The following is a 15,745-nucleotide window of genomic DNA, read 5'->3' on the forward strand; positions in this document are numbered from 1 at the left end:
ACACCAATGACCATTCTCGAGATCAAGGGCCTGACGGCCCGCGTCGCGGCGACCGCCGACTCGGCCGAGACCGTCGACATCCTCAAAGGTGTCGACCTGACCATCGAGTCCGGGCAGACCCACGCCATCATGGGGCCGAACGGCTCCGGCAAGTCGACCCTGGCCTACGTCATCGCCGGCCATCCCAAGTACGAGGTCACCGGCGGCACCGTCACCCTCGACGGTGAGGACGTGCTGTCGATGGAGGTCGACGAGCGGGCCCGCGCCGGCCTGTTCCTGGCCATGCAGTACCCGACCGAGATCCCCGGGGTCTCGACCGCCAACTTCCTGCGTACCGCGGCCACCGCCGTGCGCGGCGAGGCGCCCAAGCTGCGGCACTGGGTCAAGGAGGTCAAGGAGGCCATGTCCGACCTCGACTTCGACCCGGCCTTCTCCGAGCGCAGCGTCAACGAGGGCTTCTCCGGTGGCGAGAAGAAGCGCCACGAGATCCTCCAGCTGGATCTGCTCAAGCCCAAGATCGCCGTGCTCGACGAGACCGACTCCGGCTTGGACGTGGACGCCCTGCGCGTGGTGTCCGACGGCGTCAACCGCTACAAGGCCGAGGAGAACGGCGGCATCCTCCTCATCACGCACTACACCCGCATCCTGCGGTACATCACGCCCGACCGCGTGCACGTCTTCGTCGACGGCCGGATCGCCGCCTCCGGGGGCGCGGAACTGGCGGACGAGCTCGAATCGGAGGGGTACGAGAAGTACCTCACGCCCGCGAACGCCTGATCGGACAGCTGGGAGACTATGACCTCGACCCTCGACATCACGACCCTCCGCTCGGATTTCCCGATCCTGCAGCGGACGGTCCGTGACGGCAAACCCCTCGTCTACCTGGACTCCGGGGCGACCTCACAGCGCCCGATCCCGGTGCTCGACGCCGAACGGGACTTCCTCCTGAGCTCAAACGCCGCCGTTCACCGCGGCGCACACCAGCTCGCCGAGGAGGCGACGGACGCCTACGAGGACGCCCGGGCCGACATCGCGGGGTTCGTCGGAGCCGATGTCGACGAGCTCGTCTTTACCAAGAACGCCACCGAGGCGCTCAACCTGGTCGCGTTCGCGCTCGGAGACGACCGCTTCGGCCGGTACGCCGTGGGCCCGGGTGACGAGGTCGTGATCAGCGAACTCGAGCACCACGCCAACCTCGTGCCCTGGCAGGAGCTGTGTCGGCGCACCGGTGCCACCCTCAAGTGGTACGGACTCACCGACGACGGACGGATCGACCTCGACTCGCTGCAGCTGACCGACGCGGTCAAGGTCGTCGCCGTGACCCATCAGTCCAACGTCACCGGCGCCGTGACCGACGTGGCCCGCGTGGTGGAGTCCGCGAGGGCGGTGGGAGCACTGGTGGTGCTGGACGCGTGCCAGTCCGTCCCGCACATGGCCGTGGACTTCCACGCACTCGGGGTGGACTTCGCGGCCTTCTCCGGACACAAGATGCTCGGCCCCACCGGGATCGGCGTCCTCTACGGACGTCGGGAGCTGCTGCGGGAGATGCCTCCGGTGCTCACGGGCGGTTCGATGATCTCCACCGTGACCATGGAGAAGTCCACCTACGCCGACCCGCCGCAGAGGTTCGAGGCCGGGGTGCCGATGGTCTCGCAGGCCGTCGGCCTCGGCGCAGCGGTCCGCTACCTTCGTGACGTGGGCATGGAGGCGGTCGCGCGCCACGAGGAGTCGCTCACCGCGGCCACCCTGGAGGCCCTGGGCCAGATCCCGGGCATCCGGATCGTCGGTCCCCGCGACATGGTCGCCCGCGGCGGCGCCGTGTCGTTCGTGGTCGACGGCGTCCACGCTCACGACGTGAGCCAGGTGCTCGACGACGACGGGGTCGCGGTGCGCGTGGGACACCACTGCGCGTGGCCGCTGCACCGCCGATTCGGTGTGCAGTCCACCGTTCGGGCCTCGTTCGCGCTGTACAACACACTCGACGAGGTCGAGGTGCTCGCGCGGTCGCTGCGCCGGGCTCAGGAGTTCTTCGGAGTGGGAGGTGCCGGTTCGTGAAGCTCGAGCAGATGTACCAGGAGGTCATCCTCGACCACTACCGCCACCCGCACCACAGCGGACTGCGGGAACCCTTCGGCGTCGAGGTCCATCACGTCAATCCGACCTGCGGTGACGAGCTGACACTGCGGCTGCGGCTCTCCGACGACCTATCGACGATCGAGGACGTCTCCTACGACGCCCAGGGCTGCTCGATCAGTCAGGCCTCCACCTCGATGATGGCCGACCTCATCGTCGGCCGCACTGTGTCGGAGTCCCTCGAGGCCTACGATGCCTTCCACGAGATGATCTCCTCCCGTGGGAAGCACGAGGGCGACGAGGAGATCCTCGACGACGCCGTCGCCCTGTCAGGGGTGTCCCGCTACCCGGCACGCGTCAAGTGCGCGCTGCTGGGGTGGATGGCATACAGGGACGCTCTCGGCCGACAGACCGACCACCACCAGGAGTGAAGTGACATGACCGAGCAGATGACCCCGGCCAACGACCCGTCGGTCGACGACGCGACGTCGGCGGAGGAGAACCCGACAGCGGCGGGCACCGTCTACAACGGTGAGTTCCGTCCCGACCCCAACCGCCCCGAGCAGTCGGAGCAGGACCTGGAGTTGGTCGCCGACCTCGAGGAGGCCATGCGCGACGTGGTCGATCCCGAACTCGGTATCAACGTGGTGGACCTCGGGTTGGTCTACGACATCTGGGTCCGCCCGGGAGAGACCGAGGGGTCGACCATCGCCCGCGTCGACATGACACTGACCTCGGCGGCCTGTCCGCTCACCGACGTGATCGAGGACCAGGCACGAAGTGCGGTGGTGGGTTCCGACCTCGCCAACGAACTCGAACTCAACTGGGTGTGGATGCCGCCGTGGGGCCCGCAGATGATCACCGACGACGGCCGGGAGCAGCTCCGGGCCATCGGCTTCACGGTCTGACATCCGAGGCCACCACCAACCTGGGCCACGGGACGTGGGAGTAGCCGGGTACCGCCTGTCCCGGGCCGCCAGGTGGCTCCTGCTGCCCGCGCTTCTCCTCGCTCCCCTGTCCGGGATCCTGTACGCGGTGGTCCGGGCCACGGAGAGCTACGAGCCCGATCAGGGCTGGAACCTGCTGTGGACCGCGTTCGATATCGGGTCCGAGGGGAATGTCGCGGTCTGGTTCGCGGCCACATTGTGGCTGCTCGTCGGCGCGTTGGCCGCGCTGGCGGCCCTCACCTCGGACCGGTTCCGCATTTCGTGGTGGGTGTTCGCGGCGGTAGCCTTCGCCGCCTCGGCAGACGAGGCGGCCCAGCTCCACGAGCGCCTGTTCTTCGTGGGAGACCACCTGGCGCCTCTGCTGCCCATCGACCTGTACTACAGCTGGGTCATACCCGGGACCGTCATCGCACTCGTGGTCGCCGCGCTGCTCCTGCGCCTGGTGCTCGCCCTGCGTACCCGGGTGACGATCGGGCTGATCTGCTCGGCGGTGGTGTTCCTTCTCGGCGCGCTGGTCATCGAGTCCATCTCGGGGTTCGTGGAACGTGACCAGGGAAGGTCCGACCTCTACGTGGCGGTCATGTATGTCGAGGAGACCTTCGAGCTGGTCGGCGTGACATGGGCCGTGATCGCGCTGGCCTCGATGTTCCACCTGACCCGCCGCTCCGGCGGACTGACCCTCGCCTTCGACGGATTCTCCGCGGCGCCGGACGAGACCGGACAGAACCGCCCCCTGGCGGGTTAGCGCGACCGCGCGTCGACCGCGGGACGGGGGGTCCGCCGGAACACCGCGGTGATCATTCCCGCCTTCCCGCGCGCCGGCATGCCCACCCACATGTCCCACATCGCCAGCGCCAACTGGTACGAGGGACTCGCGCCGTCGAGGAACCATTCCTGACGACGCCCCTCGATCCGGCCGAATGCGTCGAACAACTGCCGGAGCGTGCGATCGTCGGCGCGCAGGAGTACGCGGAGCCCGATCCCGTGCAGTGTGGTGCTGGCGGGGGACCGGGGAGCGGGTATCGGGAACCCGGTACCGACGGCGTGTACCGCGGCCGGCACGGCGGCCAGCATCGAGGCCACCGAGTACCCCGTCGCGGCGTGTCCGTGTCCACCGGCGGTGCCGAAGGCATCGATGCGGGGGTCGCCGGCCCAGCCACCGCGGGGCAGGAGCGGGATGCGCACCCGCTCCACCTCGAGTGGCGCGTCGATGGCCGACCGCGACACCCCGCGCCGCACCAGCCGCGAGCGCAGCCGGTCGGCCAGCGCGGCGGGATCCGGGGCGGGCAGGCCCGCGAGGCACGTCTCCTCCAGCAGGACCCGGCCCGCGCGCACGGGTATCGCGTACAGGAAGCTGGGGCCCAGGTCGTCGTCGTCGTGATCGGCACGCCAGTCCATGAACAGCGCCGTCTCACCGCCGAGGGCGGGTGCGGCGTCCTCGGCGTCCAGGACGATCCCGTAGGCCGTCTGGAGGGGTCCGGTGTTGTGTGGGCCGCCGGCGCCGCGGCAGTCCACCACGCGGTGCGCACGGGCGGTCAGGGCCGACAACCCGGCGTCGTCGACGGCGGTGGTCTCGACGGTTACGCCGTCCCCGAGCGGGAGCGCCTCCCGCAGTGCGGCGTTGTCCAGCACGCTGTAGGTCCGGTCCAGCACCGCCCGTCCGGGGGAGTGGAGCGCCGGGGCGTCGACGGAGTGCGCCAGCACGTCGACACCGCACTGCGTGACCGAGAGCCACGGCGGCAGCTGGTCGGCCCACAGGGACAGCGTCTGACGCCACGGTGCGTCCGGCCGCGGATCGATCGCGAGCACACTCAGGCCCGCGGCGGCGCACCGGGAGGCGAGCGCGCGGCCGGACGGCCCGAGACCGACGACGGCGACGTCGTAGAGAGCACCCCCCGTAACATCCATCACGACAGACAGTACCGCCGAGGGGAGGGCATGGCCGTGCCGGGAGCGTTCTACCACCAGCTCGCCGAGGGGCGCTTCGAGTCCTCTCCGTTGACGGCCGGGCCGTGGTCACCGGACTCACAGCACGCCGGCCCGCCCAGCGCCCTGCTGGTGCGCGCCATGGAGCGGTTCGAGCAGCGGCCGGGGACGCGGCTGGCCCGGGTCTCGGTCGACGTCCTCGGCCCGGTCCCCGTGGCGGACCTGGAGATCGAGGTGCGCACGGTCCGGCCCGGTCGCAGCGTGGAGTTGCTCGAGGCCACCGCGTCCGCAGGCGATCGGCCCGTCCTGGTGGCCCGCGGATGGCGGATGCGCTCGACGCCCGGGGACTTCCCCGTGCACGGCGACCACACCGGTCCCGAGGTGCCGGCCGCCCCGCGCGTGCGGGGGGCGATGATGTCCTTCGCGCACGCCGACGGATACCTGTCCGTGGTGGACTTCTCCTTCGACCACGGCGACGGCGACGCCCTCGGTCCGGCGCGCGCATGGGGCCGGAGCCGGCTCGACCTGGTCGACGGCGAGTCGATGACAGGGTGGCAGCACACGATCCTAGTGGCGGACTCGGCGAGCGGGATCTCCCTGGCCACCGACCCGCTGACCTACCCGGCGATCAACTGCGACCTGGTGGTCTCACTGCACCGTGAGCCGATGCCGGGATGGGTGCACCTGGACTCGGAGACGGTCGGCGGTCCCGGTGGCGGGGTCGTCACCGACACCCGCTTGTCCGACGACCGGGGACGGATCGGCCGAAGCGTCCAGAACCTGTACGGGCGCAGGGTCGGATAAAGGCAGGGTCGGATGAGAGCAGGGTCGGGTGAGAGCCGGTCCGGGCGGAGACCCAGGTCACCGGAGTCGTCCCGCGTCTCGCGCCGCAGGTAGAGTGGCTGGTCGGCCAGAACCCACCCGAGAACAGACGAGGTACCCGCGCACGTGATCACCATCGACGACCTGGAGGTGCGCGCCGGCGTGCGCACCCTGCTCCACATGGACGGGTCCTCGCTGCGGGTCCAGCCCGGCGACCGGATCGGCCTGGTGGGCAGGAACGGCGCCGGTAAGACGACGACGATGAGGATCCTCGCCGGCGAGGGAGAGCCGTACGCCGGGAAGGTCGTCTCGACCAGCGACGTGGGGTACCTGCCGCAGGATCCCCGCGAGGGCAACATGGACCAGCTCGCCCGCAGCCGGGTCCTCTCGGCCCGCGGGTTGGACGTACTGATGCTCCAGATGGCCGAGGCCCAGGAGCAGATGGTCGAGGCGCCCGACGACGCGGCGATGGACAAGGCCGTGCGGAAGTACGGTCGGCTCGAGGACGAGTTCTCCGCCCGGGGCGGATACGAGGCCGAGAGCGAGGCCGCCCGCATCTGCAGCAGCCTGGGGCTGGAGGATCGGATCCTCACCCAGAACCTCGGGACGCTCTCGGGCGGACAGCGCAGGCGCGTGGAGTTGGCCCGGATCCTGTTCGCCGCGTCCGACGGAGCCGGCAAGTCCCAGACCATGCTGCTGCTGGACGAGCCCACCAACCACCTCGACGCGGACTCCATCACGTGGCTGCGCTCGTTCCTCGAGAAGCACGAGGGCGGGCTGATCATCATCTCCCACGATGTCGAGCTGCTCGAGGCCGTGGTCAACAGGGTGTGGTTCCTCGACGCCGTGCGCGGGGAGATCGACGCCTACAACATGGGCTGGAAGAAGTACCTCGACGCCCGCGCCACCGACGAGGCGCGTCGCCGCCGCGAGCGCGCGAACGCCGAGAAGAAGGCCTCGGCGCTCAAGCAGCAGGCCGCCAAGCTCGGGGCGAAGGCCACGAAGGCCGCCGCCGCCAAGCAGATGATCCGCCGCGCCGAGACCATGATGAACGAGCTCGACGAGGTGCGCGTGGCCGACAAGGTCGCGCACATCAAGTTCCCCACGCCCGCCGCGTGCGGCAAGACCCCGCTGTTCGCCAAGGGTCTGACCAAGATGTACGGCTCGCTCGAGGTGTTCGCCGGGGTCGACCTGGCGATCGACAAGGGCAGCCGCGTGGTCGTGCTGGGCTACAACGGTGCCGGCAAGACCACCTTGCTCAAGCTGCTCGCCGGCGTCGAGCGCACCGACGGTGAGGGCGGCGTGGTGACCGGCCACGGGCTGAAGATCGGCTACTTCGCCCAGGAGCACGACACCCTGGACATGGACGCGACCGTGTGGGAGAACATCCGCCACGCCGCGCCGGACGCGGGGGAGCAGGACCTGCGCGGCCTACTGGGCGCGTTCATGTTCTCCGGCCCGCAGCTGGAGCAGCCCACCGGCACGCTGTCCGGCGGTGAGCGCACGCGTCTGGCGCTGGCGGGGCTGGTGTCGTCGGCGGCCAACGTGCTGCTGCTGGACGAGCCCACCAACAACCTCGACCCCATCTCGCGCGAGCAGGTGCTCGACGCCCTGCGCACCTACGAGGGCGCGGTCGTCCTGGTCACGCACGACCCCGGCGCCGTGGAGGCGTTGGAGCCCGAGCGGGTCATCATCCTGCCGGACGGTACGGAGGACCTATGGAGCCAGGAGTACATGGAGATCGTCGAGCTCGCGTAACCGAGCGCAGCGAGGGCACGCGACGTTCGCGCATGAGACGGTCGAACTCGCGTAACCGAGCGCAGCGAGGGCACGCTCGATTTATTGTCCGGCCTCCTCGCGGCATCGATCCGGTGCGGCTACGGTGAGAGTGTCGCCGGATCCGGACTGACGCCGGGTGCCCCGTCGACGGTCTCACGGAGGAGGTCGACCAATGGACGCAAAGCCAGTCGTCGTGGGGGTGGACGGGGGCCCGGACTCGCTCAAGGCCCTGGCCTGGGCCGCCGACTACGCGAGCACGGTCGGGGCGCCCGTGATCGCCATCGCCGCAGTGGAGACGCCGGCAGTCGTCGGCCCGTACGCCATGGCCGGGTGGGTGGACCCCGAAGTCCTGGAGGACAGGGCTCGCACCATGCTCGCGGACTCCGTCCGGGACACTCTGGGCGACGAGGCACAGGTTGAGCAGACCGTGATCCGCGGCCATCCTGCGGAGGCGATCGTCACCGCATCACAGGACGCCCGGCTCGTGGTGGTGGGCAGCCGGGGATGGGGCGGCTTCCGCGGACTGCTCATGGGCTCGGTGAGCCAGCATGTGGTCTCGCACGCGCACTCGCCCGTCGTGGTCCTGCCACGTCATTCCGAGGACGCCTGAGCCACTCGCTTCCAGGTCAGGTCTCGACGCGTCGGACAAGACCCGCGAGCAGGTCCGGAAACCGGGCCGACACGCCGCGGCGGGGAAGGGCGTTCAGCGCGTGGACCTGGCCGGGAAGGGCGTCGTGCCGACCGTCTACTAGGTGCTTGATCGCCACCAGCATCGCTTCGGGATGGGTGTCCAGAGCGCTGTGGCCGTTCTCGATGCGGGCGACCACCGGGTCCGGAGCGATCGAAGCCACGCGATCGGCGATGGCCGGCGGTGTGCGCAGATCCCTGGTTCCGCTGAGAAGCACCACCGGCCAGGTGAACCGGGAGGTCTCGCGACGGAGGTCGACCGGCTCCGCGTCGAACCCGGGAAACCGGTGCGCGAGCGGAGCATAGGTCAGAGCGGGATCCAGGGGCAGGCCGTCGGTGGGGGTGCCGTACCCCAACTCTCGGAAACCGATCGTCCCGGCGATGTCGAACTCGTAGACCCCCGGCACGCGAGCGGGCGAACCACCCCGGGTCGCGTACGCCTCGAGCAGTTGCCAGGCCACGGTGTCCGGGGTCGGGAACCGCCCCCGTCCCCGCACCCTCCCCCGCAGTAGCGGACCGAGCAGCTCCGGCCCACCAAACTCATGGGCCGCGCGGATCACATCGAGCAGCCGCCGACCATCCTCCCCGCGCGCGTGGAGACGTCGCACATCTGCCGCGATGTCAGTGTCTGCCTCCCAGAACATCGAGCGAACGGCCCGCCGCTCCAGGTCGATGTCCGTCGACGACTGCAGCGCCGAGTCCAACAGCATCCCCGCGACGCGTTCCGGGTGCAGGGCGCCGAGACAGGACACGACGTAGCTCCCGTAGGAGGATCCGGCGAGGTGAGCCGAATCCACCCCCTCCCGATCGAGAACCGACGCGATGTCCCCGGCGACGGCGGCGACCCGCATGGCTGAATCCGGCAGGTCCCGCCCGGAGGTGTCGGTGCGGGAGAGGCCGACGCCCCTGTGCTCGACCATGATCAGGTCGAGCCCGAGGCGACCGGCCTGGCGCCTGAACCCGCGATAGGGAACCACCGAACCCAGTCCCGGACCGCCGGGGACCACCACCGTCGGCCGGTGGGTACGTGGGCCGGTCCGCACGTAGGCCAGGTCGAATGCGGGCCCGCCGTCGTCGGCCGGTCGTCTGATGTGGCGCACTCCCGGGGTGCCGACCGCCAGAGACGACACCAGCGGGCGGTGCAGAATCACGGTCCCACCGACCGGCTCACCAGTCTTGAGCGGCGGGCCGGAGTCGACCGGCGGGCCGGTGTCGACCAAAAACGAGCGTCACGAGCACACCCGACCTCGCGATGCTCAGATCCGCTGTTCGTGAACGTCCTCGAGCGCGGCGGCGTCGGCCGCGCTCATACCCGTGATCGGTTCGCCGTTCCACACGATGTCGTCGCCCAGGGCCCCCAGCAGCTCCTTGCGCTGGCCGTGGCTCAGCTTGGCTCCGTGGACGAGTGTCGCGGGACTCCACATCATGGCGAACGAGTCGTGCCATCCCGACCCGACGTCCTTAACGTGGAGCAGGTCGTGCAGTGAGGTGGGCAGGTGCTTGAGCGGCTCGGCGAACGCGTCGGCGAGTACGGCAAGGCTGATCTGGCGCTCGACGCCCGGTTCGACGACGAACGGCTCGGGATTCTGACCGGTCAGCGCCTGCTCGAGTTCCTCGGCGCTGAGCAGGATGACGCCGTTGGTCGGACGGGGATTGCACTCGATGGCGTAGAACTGGCCGTCGTCGTCGACGAAATCGAAAGAGAGCTGGCCCGTGAATCCTTGATCGAGTGCCTCGACGATGCGTCTGGTGTAGTCGAGGGTGTCGGTGCTGTCGACGGCGAGAAAGGTGATGCCCGTACTGTGCGCCCACTGCTCGGGCGCTCGGTAGGTGCAGTGCGAGGTGACCCGGCCGTCCACGATGGTGCTGTAGGTGCACACCATGGGCCCGTCGACGAAGGGCTGCACCAACCACGGCTGTTCTTCGGTGGGGTGGCAGTCGTCGACCGACATCTTGCCCGCCAGCGGGCCGGTGTTCGTCAGCAGGCCCACTCCTCCGCGAGAGAACGCCGCGCGGGCGAAGTAGCGCGGGTACTTGTCGATCGCGGCCAGTAGCGAGGCGTGGTCCGTGGCGACGATGGTCTCGGGGATCGGCACCCCGGACCGTTCCACCAGCCGCTGGAAGCTGGCCTTGTCGTGCAATTGGGCGAGCTTGGCAAAACTCCCGGCGAAAAGCGTGACCCCCTCGGGTAGATCGGCGGCCCGGGCGGCGAGGTAGAACACCTCCTCGAAGGTCGGGATGATCAGGTCGATCTCGTACTCGCCGACGATTCTGTTCACGTCCCGGATGAACTGGTCGGTGTCGTATCGGGGGGAGGCCGTGACGGCATGGCCCGCCAGGTACTTGGAATGACTGCCCGTTGCGCCCGAGTAGGTGTCGCTCGCCACCACGGTGTGACCACGGCTGCCGAGCTTGCGGATGATGTCCAGGGCGAAGGTGTTCCTGGAACTGGTGACGAGTACGCGCATGGTGGCCCTCTCAGAGGCGGTGAACACTGGTCATACTATTGCCGACCCGGGCGCAACCGGTCCCCAATCGGTACTACTGTCGAGACGACGAAATGGGGGCGCATGCACGAGGTGGCGGGATGGATCGCGGCCGTGCCGACACTGATCGGGTTCGGTCTGGCGCTGGGACTGAGTCCCGCGCTCTACGGCGCGACCGCCGACATCCTCGCGCGGAACCAGAACGTGCGCGCGCGCATGACGTGGTTGCTCACGGGTCTGGCGTCCGGGGCCACCGCGCTCGCGCTGGTCCTCCACGGCGTCAACCCCGCGAATCTCGTGGATCACGTGCGCCAGCGCGGGGATGCGGTGGTGGAGAATCGCGACGTCGACCTGGTCGTGGGCGTGCTCTTGCTCATCCTGGCGTGTGCGATGGTGCTGTGGGTCCGGGTCGCCCCAACGCTCCCGCGACGCCCGGAACGGGCACCCGACCAGAGTTCGCCCCCGGCCGCGCTATTCGTGCTCGGGTTCACCTCGGCCGTCATCGGCCTGACCACATTGCCGATCATGTATCTCACCGGTCGGTTGGTGGAGAGCGTGAGCACGGATCCCGTCGTCAGGGTGTGTGCCTACCTCGTCTTCCTGGTCGCGCTGCTCGGGCCATTCATTCTCCTCGCGTGGCTGTGGTCACGTTTCCCCGTCGCGACCCGCAAGGTCACCGCGGCGTATGAACGGATGCTCGGATGGGACACCCGCTGGGTGGCCTTTGGCGTGATGATGGTCGGCGGCGTCGCCCTGGTGGGATTCGCGACCCTGCCGCAGCGCTGACCCTGCACCACTGACCCTGCACCACTGACCCTGCGCCGACGGTTAGGCGATCCTTAGCGACTGCCCTGACCAGGGGGTTTGAGAGACTTCTTGCCATGGACCTCGTTTTTGACATCGTTCTGATCCTGCACTTCATCGGCCTGGCCGGAATCATCGGCGGGTGGCTCGCCACCATCAAGGCGCCGCTCGTGAACAAGGCGATCCTCCACGGTGCGATCCTCCAGGTCGTGACCGGCTTGCTGCTGGTCGGCCTGCGCGAGATGCAGGACGTGGACCTCAACCACATGAAGATCGGGATCAAGCTGGTCATCGCGATCGTCATCCTGGTCGTGGCGGTGATCGGCGTCCGCCGAGAGGCCAGGGCCGCGGGCAGCACGAGGACCCTGGCGAACGTCGCCGGCATCCTCGGAGTGGTCAACGTCGCCATCGCGGTCCTGGTCTGACGCGATCCGGGCCTGACCCAATCCTGGTCTGACACCAGCACTCGCCATCACGCGCCGCCCCTCGACTCCGGTCGAGGGGCGGTCGTCGTTGTCTCGTGCCAGTAGCGTCGAGCCCGGGTGCCGAAGACACCGAGTTAGAGGGGGAGGCGCATCGTGACTATGGGGGAGACCGGAACCGGTGGTATGCCCGAGCAGCAGCCGTCCGTTGTCGACAAAGCCGAGGTCTTGGCTCGGGTAGCCACCGTGATCGACGCTGGCTATATGGATTCGGGCCGCGAGATTCTGCAGGCCGACTACCCGTTCGCGCCGGTGATCAAGTCCGGTCGCCGCTACACCGACCGCCAGTGTCTGCACCTCTTCTACCGAGACGGTTTCCTCGACCGCTACAGCGGTCAGAGACTGGTGAATCCGGGTGCGCTGCGTTTGCTGTCCGCCCTTCTTCCCGAGGACTTCCCCGCACACCCGAACTGGCTGATGTCGAAGACGCACTTCGCGTTCTGGGAACTGTTTCCTACCATCGATCATCTCGAGCCCGTTGCGCGAGGAGGAGTGGATGACGCCTCGAATTGGGTCTGCACCTCGATGTTGCGAAACTCGGCGAAGGCTCATTGGACTATCCAGGAGCTGGGCTGGTCGCTTCACCCGCCGGGAGTCCATACCGACTGGGATGGCTTGACCGGCTGGTTCGTCCGGTACCTGCAGAATTACCCGGATATGCTCACACACGCGTATGTGGCCCGCTGGTTCCGAGCGTCGGCGGATGTCCGCTCGCAGTTGACCTGACTACTCCATCACGGCCGCGAGGTACGCCCGCACCAATCGCCCGCCCACCTCGGCCGGAAGGCGTTCGATCGCCGCGAGGAGCGGCGCCATGCCGTCGTCGTCGCCACCTGTCTCGCCGAGGACCCCGGACACCATCGCGTGCACGTCGTCCTCGGGGAGGGCCAGCAGATCACCGGGGGAGAGAGCGCCGGCCTCCAGCGCGGCCAGCACGTCGGCGAACGCCGCCGGGGGCGACGGATCCGGCAGCCCGCGTACCGCGTCGGCGGACGCCCGGGCCACGGTGAGGATCTCGTCCGTCAGGCGTTCGGTCACCGGGGTGATGGTGAGGTGGGACGACGACGGCAACGAGCCGCGTTCCTGGCGGTACGCAGGTTGCGCCTGCACCGCGATGCCCCTCCGACCGCACTCGTCTGCCCACAGGTGGGGGTGGACCCGCTGGTCATCTCCGACGGAGCCGTCGGCCACCACGGCGATCAGGGGGCCCGGATCGGAGTCGATCACCCGCAGTCCCTCGATGCCGGACAAGCCCTCCACGAGAACCGCGGTCGCCCTGGCGGTGCGCGCCACCAGTTCGGACTGACCGTCGTCGCCCAGGGCCTCGAGCACGGCCCACGCGGCGGCCGCGGGCTCGAGGGGCTTGGACCCGGACAGGGTGGGGTTGACCACCGGGTAACCCGGCCAGTCGACGGTGGAGAACCAGGATGCGCGATGCCGGGTGCGGCCCCGGCTGAGCAGCACCGAGGTCCCTTTGGGCGCGAACCCGTACTTGTGCAGATCGGCGGAGATGCTGGTCACACGTCCGATCCGAAGATCCCAGGTCGAGCCCACCCCGCCCGGCCAGAAGGGCAGCACCAGCCCGCCCAGGCAGGCGTCAACGTGCAGTCCGATCCGCGGGTCGTGGTGCGCGTCGAGCCCGGCCGCGACCTGCTCCACCGGGTCGATCACACCGGTGGGGTAGGAGGAGGCCGAGCACACCACCAGGCAGGTGTCCCGATCCACGGCACCCAGGAGGTCCGCGGCGGACACGCGTCCCGAGGCGGGATCCACCTCGACGCCGACGAACCGCATCCCCAGGACGTGGGCGGCCTTGCGGAACGCCGCGTGGACGGTCACCGGGGCGACGATCGTCCCGCCACTACCCGGAGCCCTCCCCGCGACCTCGCGTGCCGCCAGACACGCCAGGACGCAACTCTCGGTGCCGCCCGACGTCACGACACCGTGGACCTCGTCGTCGTCGACATCAGGACCGTCGCCGGGGTCCCCGCCCAGGATCGCGCGGACCCTCTGCACGATCTCCCGATGTATCCGCGCGACCGACCCGAACACGGTCGGGTCGAGGCCGTTGACGCCGTGCGCCAGACCGGCCGCGCGGACGGCCACCCGGTCCACCCCCTCCAGTCCCGAGTCGTAGACGTAGGACAGGACCCGGCCGCCGGTCGTCGGCGGGTCGGCCGCCCGTAACTCCTCCAGCGTCTCGAGGGCAGCCTCGCCCCTTCTCGCGATCAGGCTCTCCAGGGGATCGGCGTCGGGGTGGTCGACTGTCATGGGGAATCCGTCCGTCGTGCGCGGTAGGTCACGGGCTGGGTCAGTCATGCGGGCTGGGTCCAACTCGGGTGTTCCCGGCCCAGTGCGCGGATGACCAGCAGACTGGCCCCGGTCAGCAGGGCAGGCACGAGGGAGAAGCCCAGGACGATCGCCCACAGGGCGGGTTCGGGCTGATCAGCGACGCCGCCCGAGCGGAAGCCGGTCACCGCCAGCAGCGCAAGCACCACGACGGGCCCCAGCGCCATGGATCCGGTCTCGGAGGCCGTCCATAGCCCGCTCATCGCGCCGCTGCGGCGACGGCCGCCCAGCTCGCGGTCCATGTCCGTGGTGTCGGGGAGCATCGACATGGGCAGAGCCTGCATCCCGGCGTAGGCCACCCCCGCGAGAGCGACCGGGATGTGCACCCACCACCCGGGCCACACCCCCGCGGGGATGAGCAGGAGAGCGGAGACGGTGAACAGCATCGTCGCCACCGCCAGAGCCGGGGCCTTGCCCCGGGCGTGGGCCAGGCGCGCCCACAGCGGCATCACCACCAGCGCGGGGGCGATCAGCGCGAGGAACAGCCCGGTCAACGCGGCCTCGTTGCCCAGGATGTAAGTGGCGACGTACTGTCCTCCTGCGAGCATCACCGCCGTAGCCACCGCCTGGAGGCAGAACAGGCCCACCAACAACCGGAACGGCCGGGTCACCCGCAGCGCGTCGAGACCGTCGCGGTACTGCCGGCCCAGGTCACCGACCTGGGCGTCCGCCCGCAGGATCGTCCGCCGGCCGGATCCCAGCGTGGCCCACAGCATGCCGCCGAGCATCAGGACGGAGACGCCGACCGCCATCACCACGTACCCCGTCGCGCCTCCGCCCGCGGCCTCGCGCAGCGCGGGACCCCCGCCGCCCACCACGAGGATCGTCGCGGCCAGCACCGCCACCCGCCACGCGAGGATCGTGACCCTCGCCGCCGAATCACCGGTCAGCTCCGCCGGGAGCGCGAGATAGGGGACCTGGAAACACGAGAACGCCAGCGAGGCCAGGAGGAAGAAGCCCATCACCCAGACGCCGGCCAGCGCGGTGCCCCACTGGGTGGGCGCCGAGAAGGTCGCCACGAAGAGCAGTGGCAGCGCGAGCGCCCCGAACAGCATCAGCCCCGTGCGGTACCCGGTGCGGTGCGAGGCGCGGTCGGAGATCGCCCCGATCAGCGGGTACGCCAGGACGTCGATCACCTTGGGCACCAGGACGACCACCGTCGCCACTGCGGCGGCCACCCCGATCGAGTCGGTCAGATAGTAGGCGAGCACCAACCCGGGCAGGGTGCTGAACGCCCCCGTGCCCACGCTGCCGGCGGCGTACGAGGCGAGCATCCGACCCGAGGGCCCCCCGGTGGACGAGCCGTCAGCGCGCGCGGCGTCACCGTGCGCTCGAGTGGTGGTCATGAACGGACTCTAATTCCCGTCGACCGCACTCATCGTCGAAAAGG

Annotated in this window: 16 protein-coding genes; 11 read left to right on the forward strand and 5 right to left on the reverse strand. The window is 69.5% G+C overall.

Features of this window, described 5'->3' with window-relative positions:
• Positions 1-6: 6 nt before the first annotated feature.
• The 5 genes from sufC to CEY15_RS01180 are packed head-to-tail and all read left to right on the forward strand — an operon-like array spanning position 7 to position 3,765.
• Positions 7-777 carry a Fe-S cluster assembly ATPase SufC gene (sufC, locus tag CEY15_RS01160; RefSeq protein WP_095716926.1) on the forward strand — a complete coding sequence of 257 codons (771 nt, stop codon included), beginning with the start codon at positions 7-9 and terminating at the stop codon, positions 775-777.
• Positions 778-795: 18 nt separating this feature from the next.
• A complete protein-coding gene (locus tag CEY15_RS01165) occupies positions 796-2,055 on the forward strand; it encodes a cysteine desulfurase (protein WP_095716927.1) in 1,260 nt (419 codons plus the stop codon).
• A complete protein-coding gene (sufU, locus tag CEY15_RS01170; RefSeq protein ID WP_095716928.1) occupies positions 2,052-2,504 on the forward strand; it encodes a Fe-S cluster assembly sulfur transfer protein SufU in 453 nt (150 codons plus the stop codon). Before CEY15_RS01165 ends, sufU begins: the two co-directional genes overlap by 4 nt.
• 6 nt (positions 2,505-2,510) lie before the next feature.
• Positions 2,511-2,981: a metal-sulfur cluster assembly factor gene (locus tag CEY15_RS01175; protein ID WP_095716929.1), complete on the forward strand. Its 471-nt coding sequence runs from the start codon at positions 2,511-2,513 to the stop codon at positions 2,979-2,981.
• Between the two features lie 34 nt (positions 2,982-3,015).
• Complete coding sequence (locus tag CEY15_RS01180; protein WP_245847073.1) at positions 3,016-3,765, forward strand: hypothetical protein; 750 nt, start codon at positions 3,016-3,018, stop codon at positions 3,763-3,765.
• On the opposite strand, the gene CEY15_RS01185 is transcribed toward CEY15_RS01180, so the two are convergent.
• Complete coding sequence (locus CEY15_RS01185; RefSeq protein ID WP_095716930.1) at positions 3,762-4,928, reverse strand: lycopene cyclase family protein; 1,167 nt, start codon at positions 4,926-4,928, stop codon at positions 3,762-3,764. The genes CEY15_RS01180 and CEY15_RS01185 overlap by 4 nt on opposite strands.
• 30 nt (positions 4,929-4,958) lie before the next feature.
• On the opposite strand from CEY15_RS01185, the gene CEY15_RS01190 reads away from it, so the two are divergent.
• The 3 genes from CEY15_RS01190 (at position 4,959) to CEY15_RS01200 (ending at position 8,157) form a co-directional block, all read left to right on the forward strand.
• Positions 4,959-5,750, forward strand: coding sequence for a thioesterase family protein (locus tag CEY15_RS01190; RefSeq protein WP_245847075.1), 792 nt, complete (start codon positions 4,959-4,961; stop codon positions 5,748-5,750).
• A 144-nt stretch (positions 5,751-5,894) separates the two neighbouring features.
• The gene (locus CEY15_RS01195) at positions 5,895-7,526 is read left to right on the forward strand and encodes an ABC-F family ATP-binding cassette domain-containing protein (protein WP_095716931.1); all 1,632 of its coding nucleotides are present in this window, start codon (positions 5,895-5,897) and stop codon (positions 7,524-7,526) included.
• 193 nt (positions 7,527-7,719) lie between these two features.
• Positions 7,720-8,157, forward strand: a complete 438-nt coding sequence (locus CEY15_RS01200) for a universal stress protein (protein WP_095716932.1) — start codon at positions 7,720-7,722, stop codon at positions 8,155-8,157.
• A gap of 16 nt (positions 8,158-8,173) precedes the next feature.
• Here CEY15_RS01200 and CEY15_RS01205 read toward each other — a convergent pair whose 3' ends face one another.
• Entirely contained in the window at positions 8,174-9,385 is a 1,212-nt protein-coding gene (locus tag CEY15_RS01205; protein ID WP_245847077.1) for an alpha/beta fold hydrolase, read from the reverse strand.
• A 105-nt stretch (positions 9,386-9,490) separates the two neighbouring features.
• Positions 9,491-10,729, reverse strand: coding sequence for a carbamoyl-phosphate synthase large subunit (locus tag CEY15_RS01210; protein ID WP_245847079.1), 1,239 nt, complete (start codon positions 10,727-10,729; stop codon positions 9,491-9,493).
• A gap of 105 nt (positions 10,730-10,834) precedes the next feature.
• Between CEY15_RS01210 and CEY15_RS01215 the strand changes: the two genes are divergently transcribed.
• From CEY15_RS01215 to CEY15_RS01225, 3 genes are all read left to right on the forward strand, one after another.
• The gene (locus tag CEY15_RS01215) at positions 10,835-11,506 is read left to right on the forward strand and encodes a GAP family protein (RefSeq protein ID WP_176474977.1); all 672 of its coding nucleotides are present in this window, start codon (positions 10,835-10,837) and stop codon (positions 11,504-11,506) included.
• 95 nt (positions 11,507-11,601) lie between these two features.
• Positions 11,602-11,949, forward strand: a complete 348-nt coding sequence (locus tag CEY15_RS01220) for a hypothetical protein (protein ID WP_095716934.1) — start codon at positions 11,602-11,604, stop codon at positions 11,947-11,949.
• 183 nt (positions 11,950-12,132) lie between these two features.
• On the forward strand, positions 12,133-12,732 hold the full coding sequence (locus tag CEY15_RS01225; RefSeq protein WP_176474978.1) for an HNH endonuclease: 600 nt from the start codon (positions 12,133-12,135) through the stop codon (positions 12,730-12,732).
• On the opposite strand, the gene CEY15_RS01230 is transcribed toward CEY15_RS01225, so the two are convergent.
• Positions 12,733-14,277, reverse strand: coding sequence for a pyridoxal phosphate-dependent decarboxylase family protein (locus CEY15_RS01230; RefSeq protein WP_095716935.1), 1,545 nt, complete (start codon positions 14,275-14,277; stop codon positions 12,733-12,735). It abuts the gene before it with no gap.
• A gap of 44 nt (positions 14,278-14,321) precedes the next feature.
• Complete coding sequence (locus CEY15_RS01235; RefSeq protein WP_095716936.1) at positions 14,322-15,701, reverse strand: MFS transporter; 1,380 nt, start codon at positions 15,699-15,701, stop codon at positions 14,322-14,324.
• Between the last annotated feature and the right edge of the window lie 44 nt (positions 15,702-15,745).

The organism is Dietzia natronolimnaea, assembly GCF_002289575.1.
In the GTDB taxonomy this organism is placed as follows: Bacteria; Actinomycetota; Actinomycetes; order Mycobacteriales; family Mycobacteriaceae; genus Dietzia; species Dietzia natronolimnaea_A.

Excerpts from the sequence above, each read along its gene's own strand:
- CEY15_RS01175 (WP_095716929.1), top strand. The coding sequence starts at position 2,511 with ATGACCGAGCAGATGACCCCGGCCAACGACCCGTCGGTCGACGACGCG.
- sufC (WP_095716926.1), top strand. The coding sequence starts at position 7 with ATGACCATTCTCGAGATCAAGGGCCTGACGGCCCGCGTCGCGGCGACC.
- CEY15_RS01200 (WP_095716932.1), top strand. The coding sequence starts at position 7,720 with ATGGACGCAAAGCCAGTCGTCGTGGGGGTGGACGGGGGCCCGGACTCG.
- CEY15_RS01235 (WP_095716936.1), bottom strand. The coding sequence starts at position 15,701 with ATGACCACCACTCGAGCGCACGGTGACGCCGCGCGCGCTGACGGCTCG.
- CEY15_RS01225 (WP_176474978.1), top strand. The coding sequence starts at position 12,133 with ATGCCCGAGCAGCAGCCGTCCGTTGTCGACAAAGCCGAGGTCTTGGCT.
- CEY15_RS01185 (WP_095716930.1), bottom strand. The coding sequence starts at position 4,928 with ATGGATGTTACGGGGGGTGCTCTCTACGACGTCGCCGTCGTCGGTCTC.
- CEY15_RS01165 (WP_095716927.1), top strand. The coding sequence starts at position 796 with ATGACCTCGACCCTCGACATCACGACCCTCCGCTCGGATTTCCCGATC.
- CEY15_RS01190 (WP_245847075.1), top strand. The coding sequence starts at position 4,959 with ATGGCCGTGCCGGGAGCGTTCTACCACCAGCTCGCCGAGGGGCGCTTC.
- CEY15_RS01230 (WP_095716935.1), bottom strand. The coding sequence starts at position 14,277 with ATGACAGTCGACCACCCCGACGCCGATCCCCTGGAGAGCCTGATCGCG.
- CEY15_RS01220 (WP_095716934.1), top strand. The coding sequence starts at position 11,602 with ATGGACCTCGTTTTTGACATCGTTCTGATCCTGCACTTCATCGGCCTG.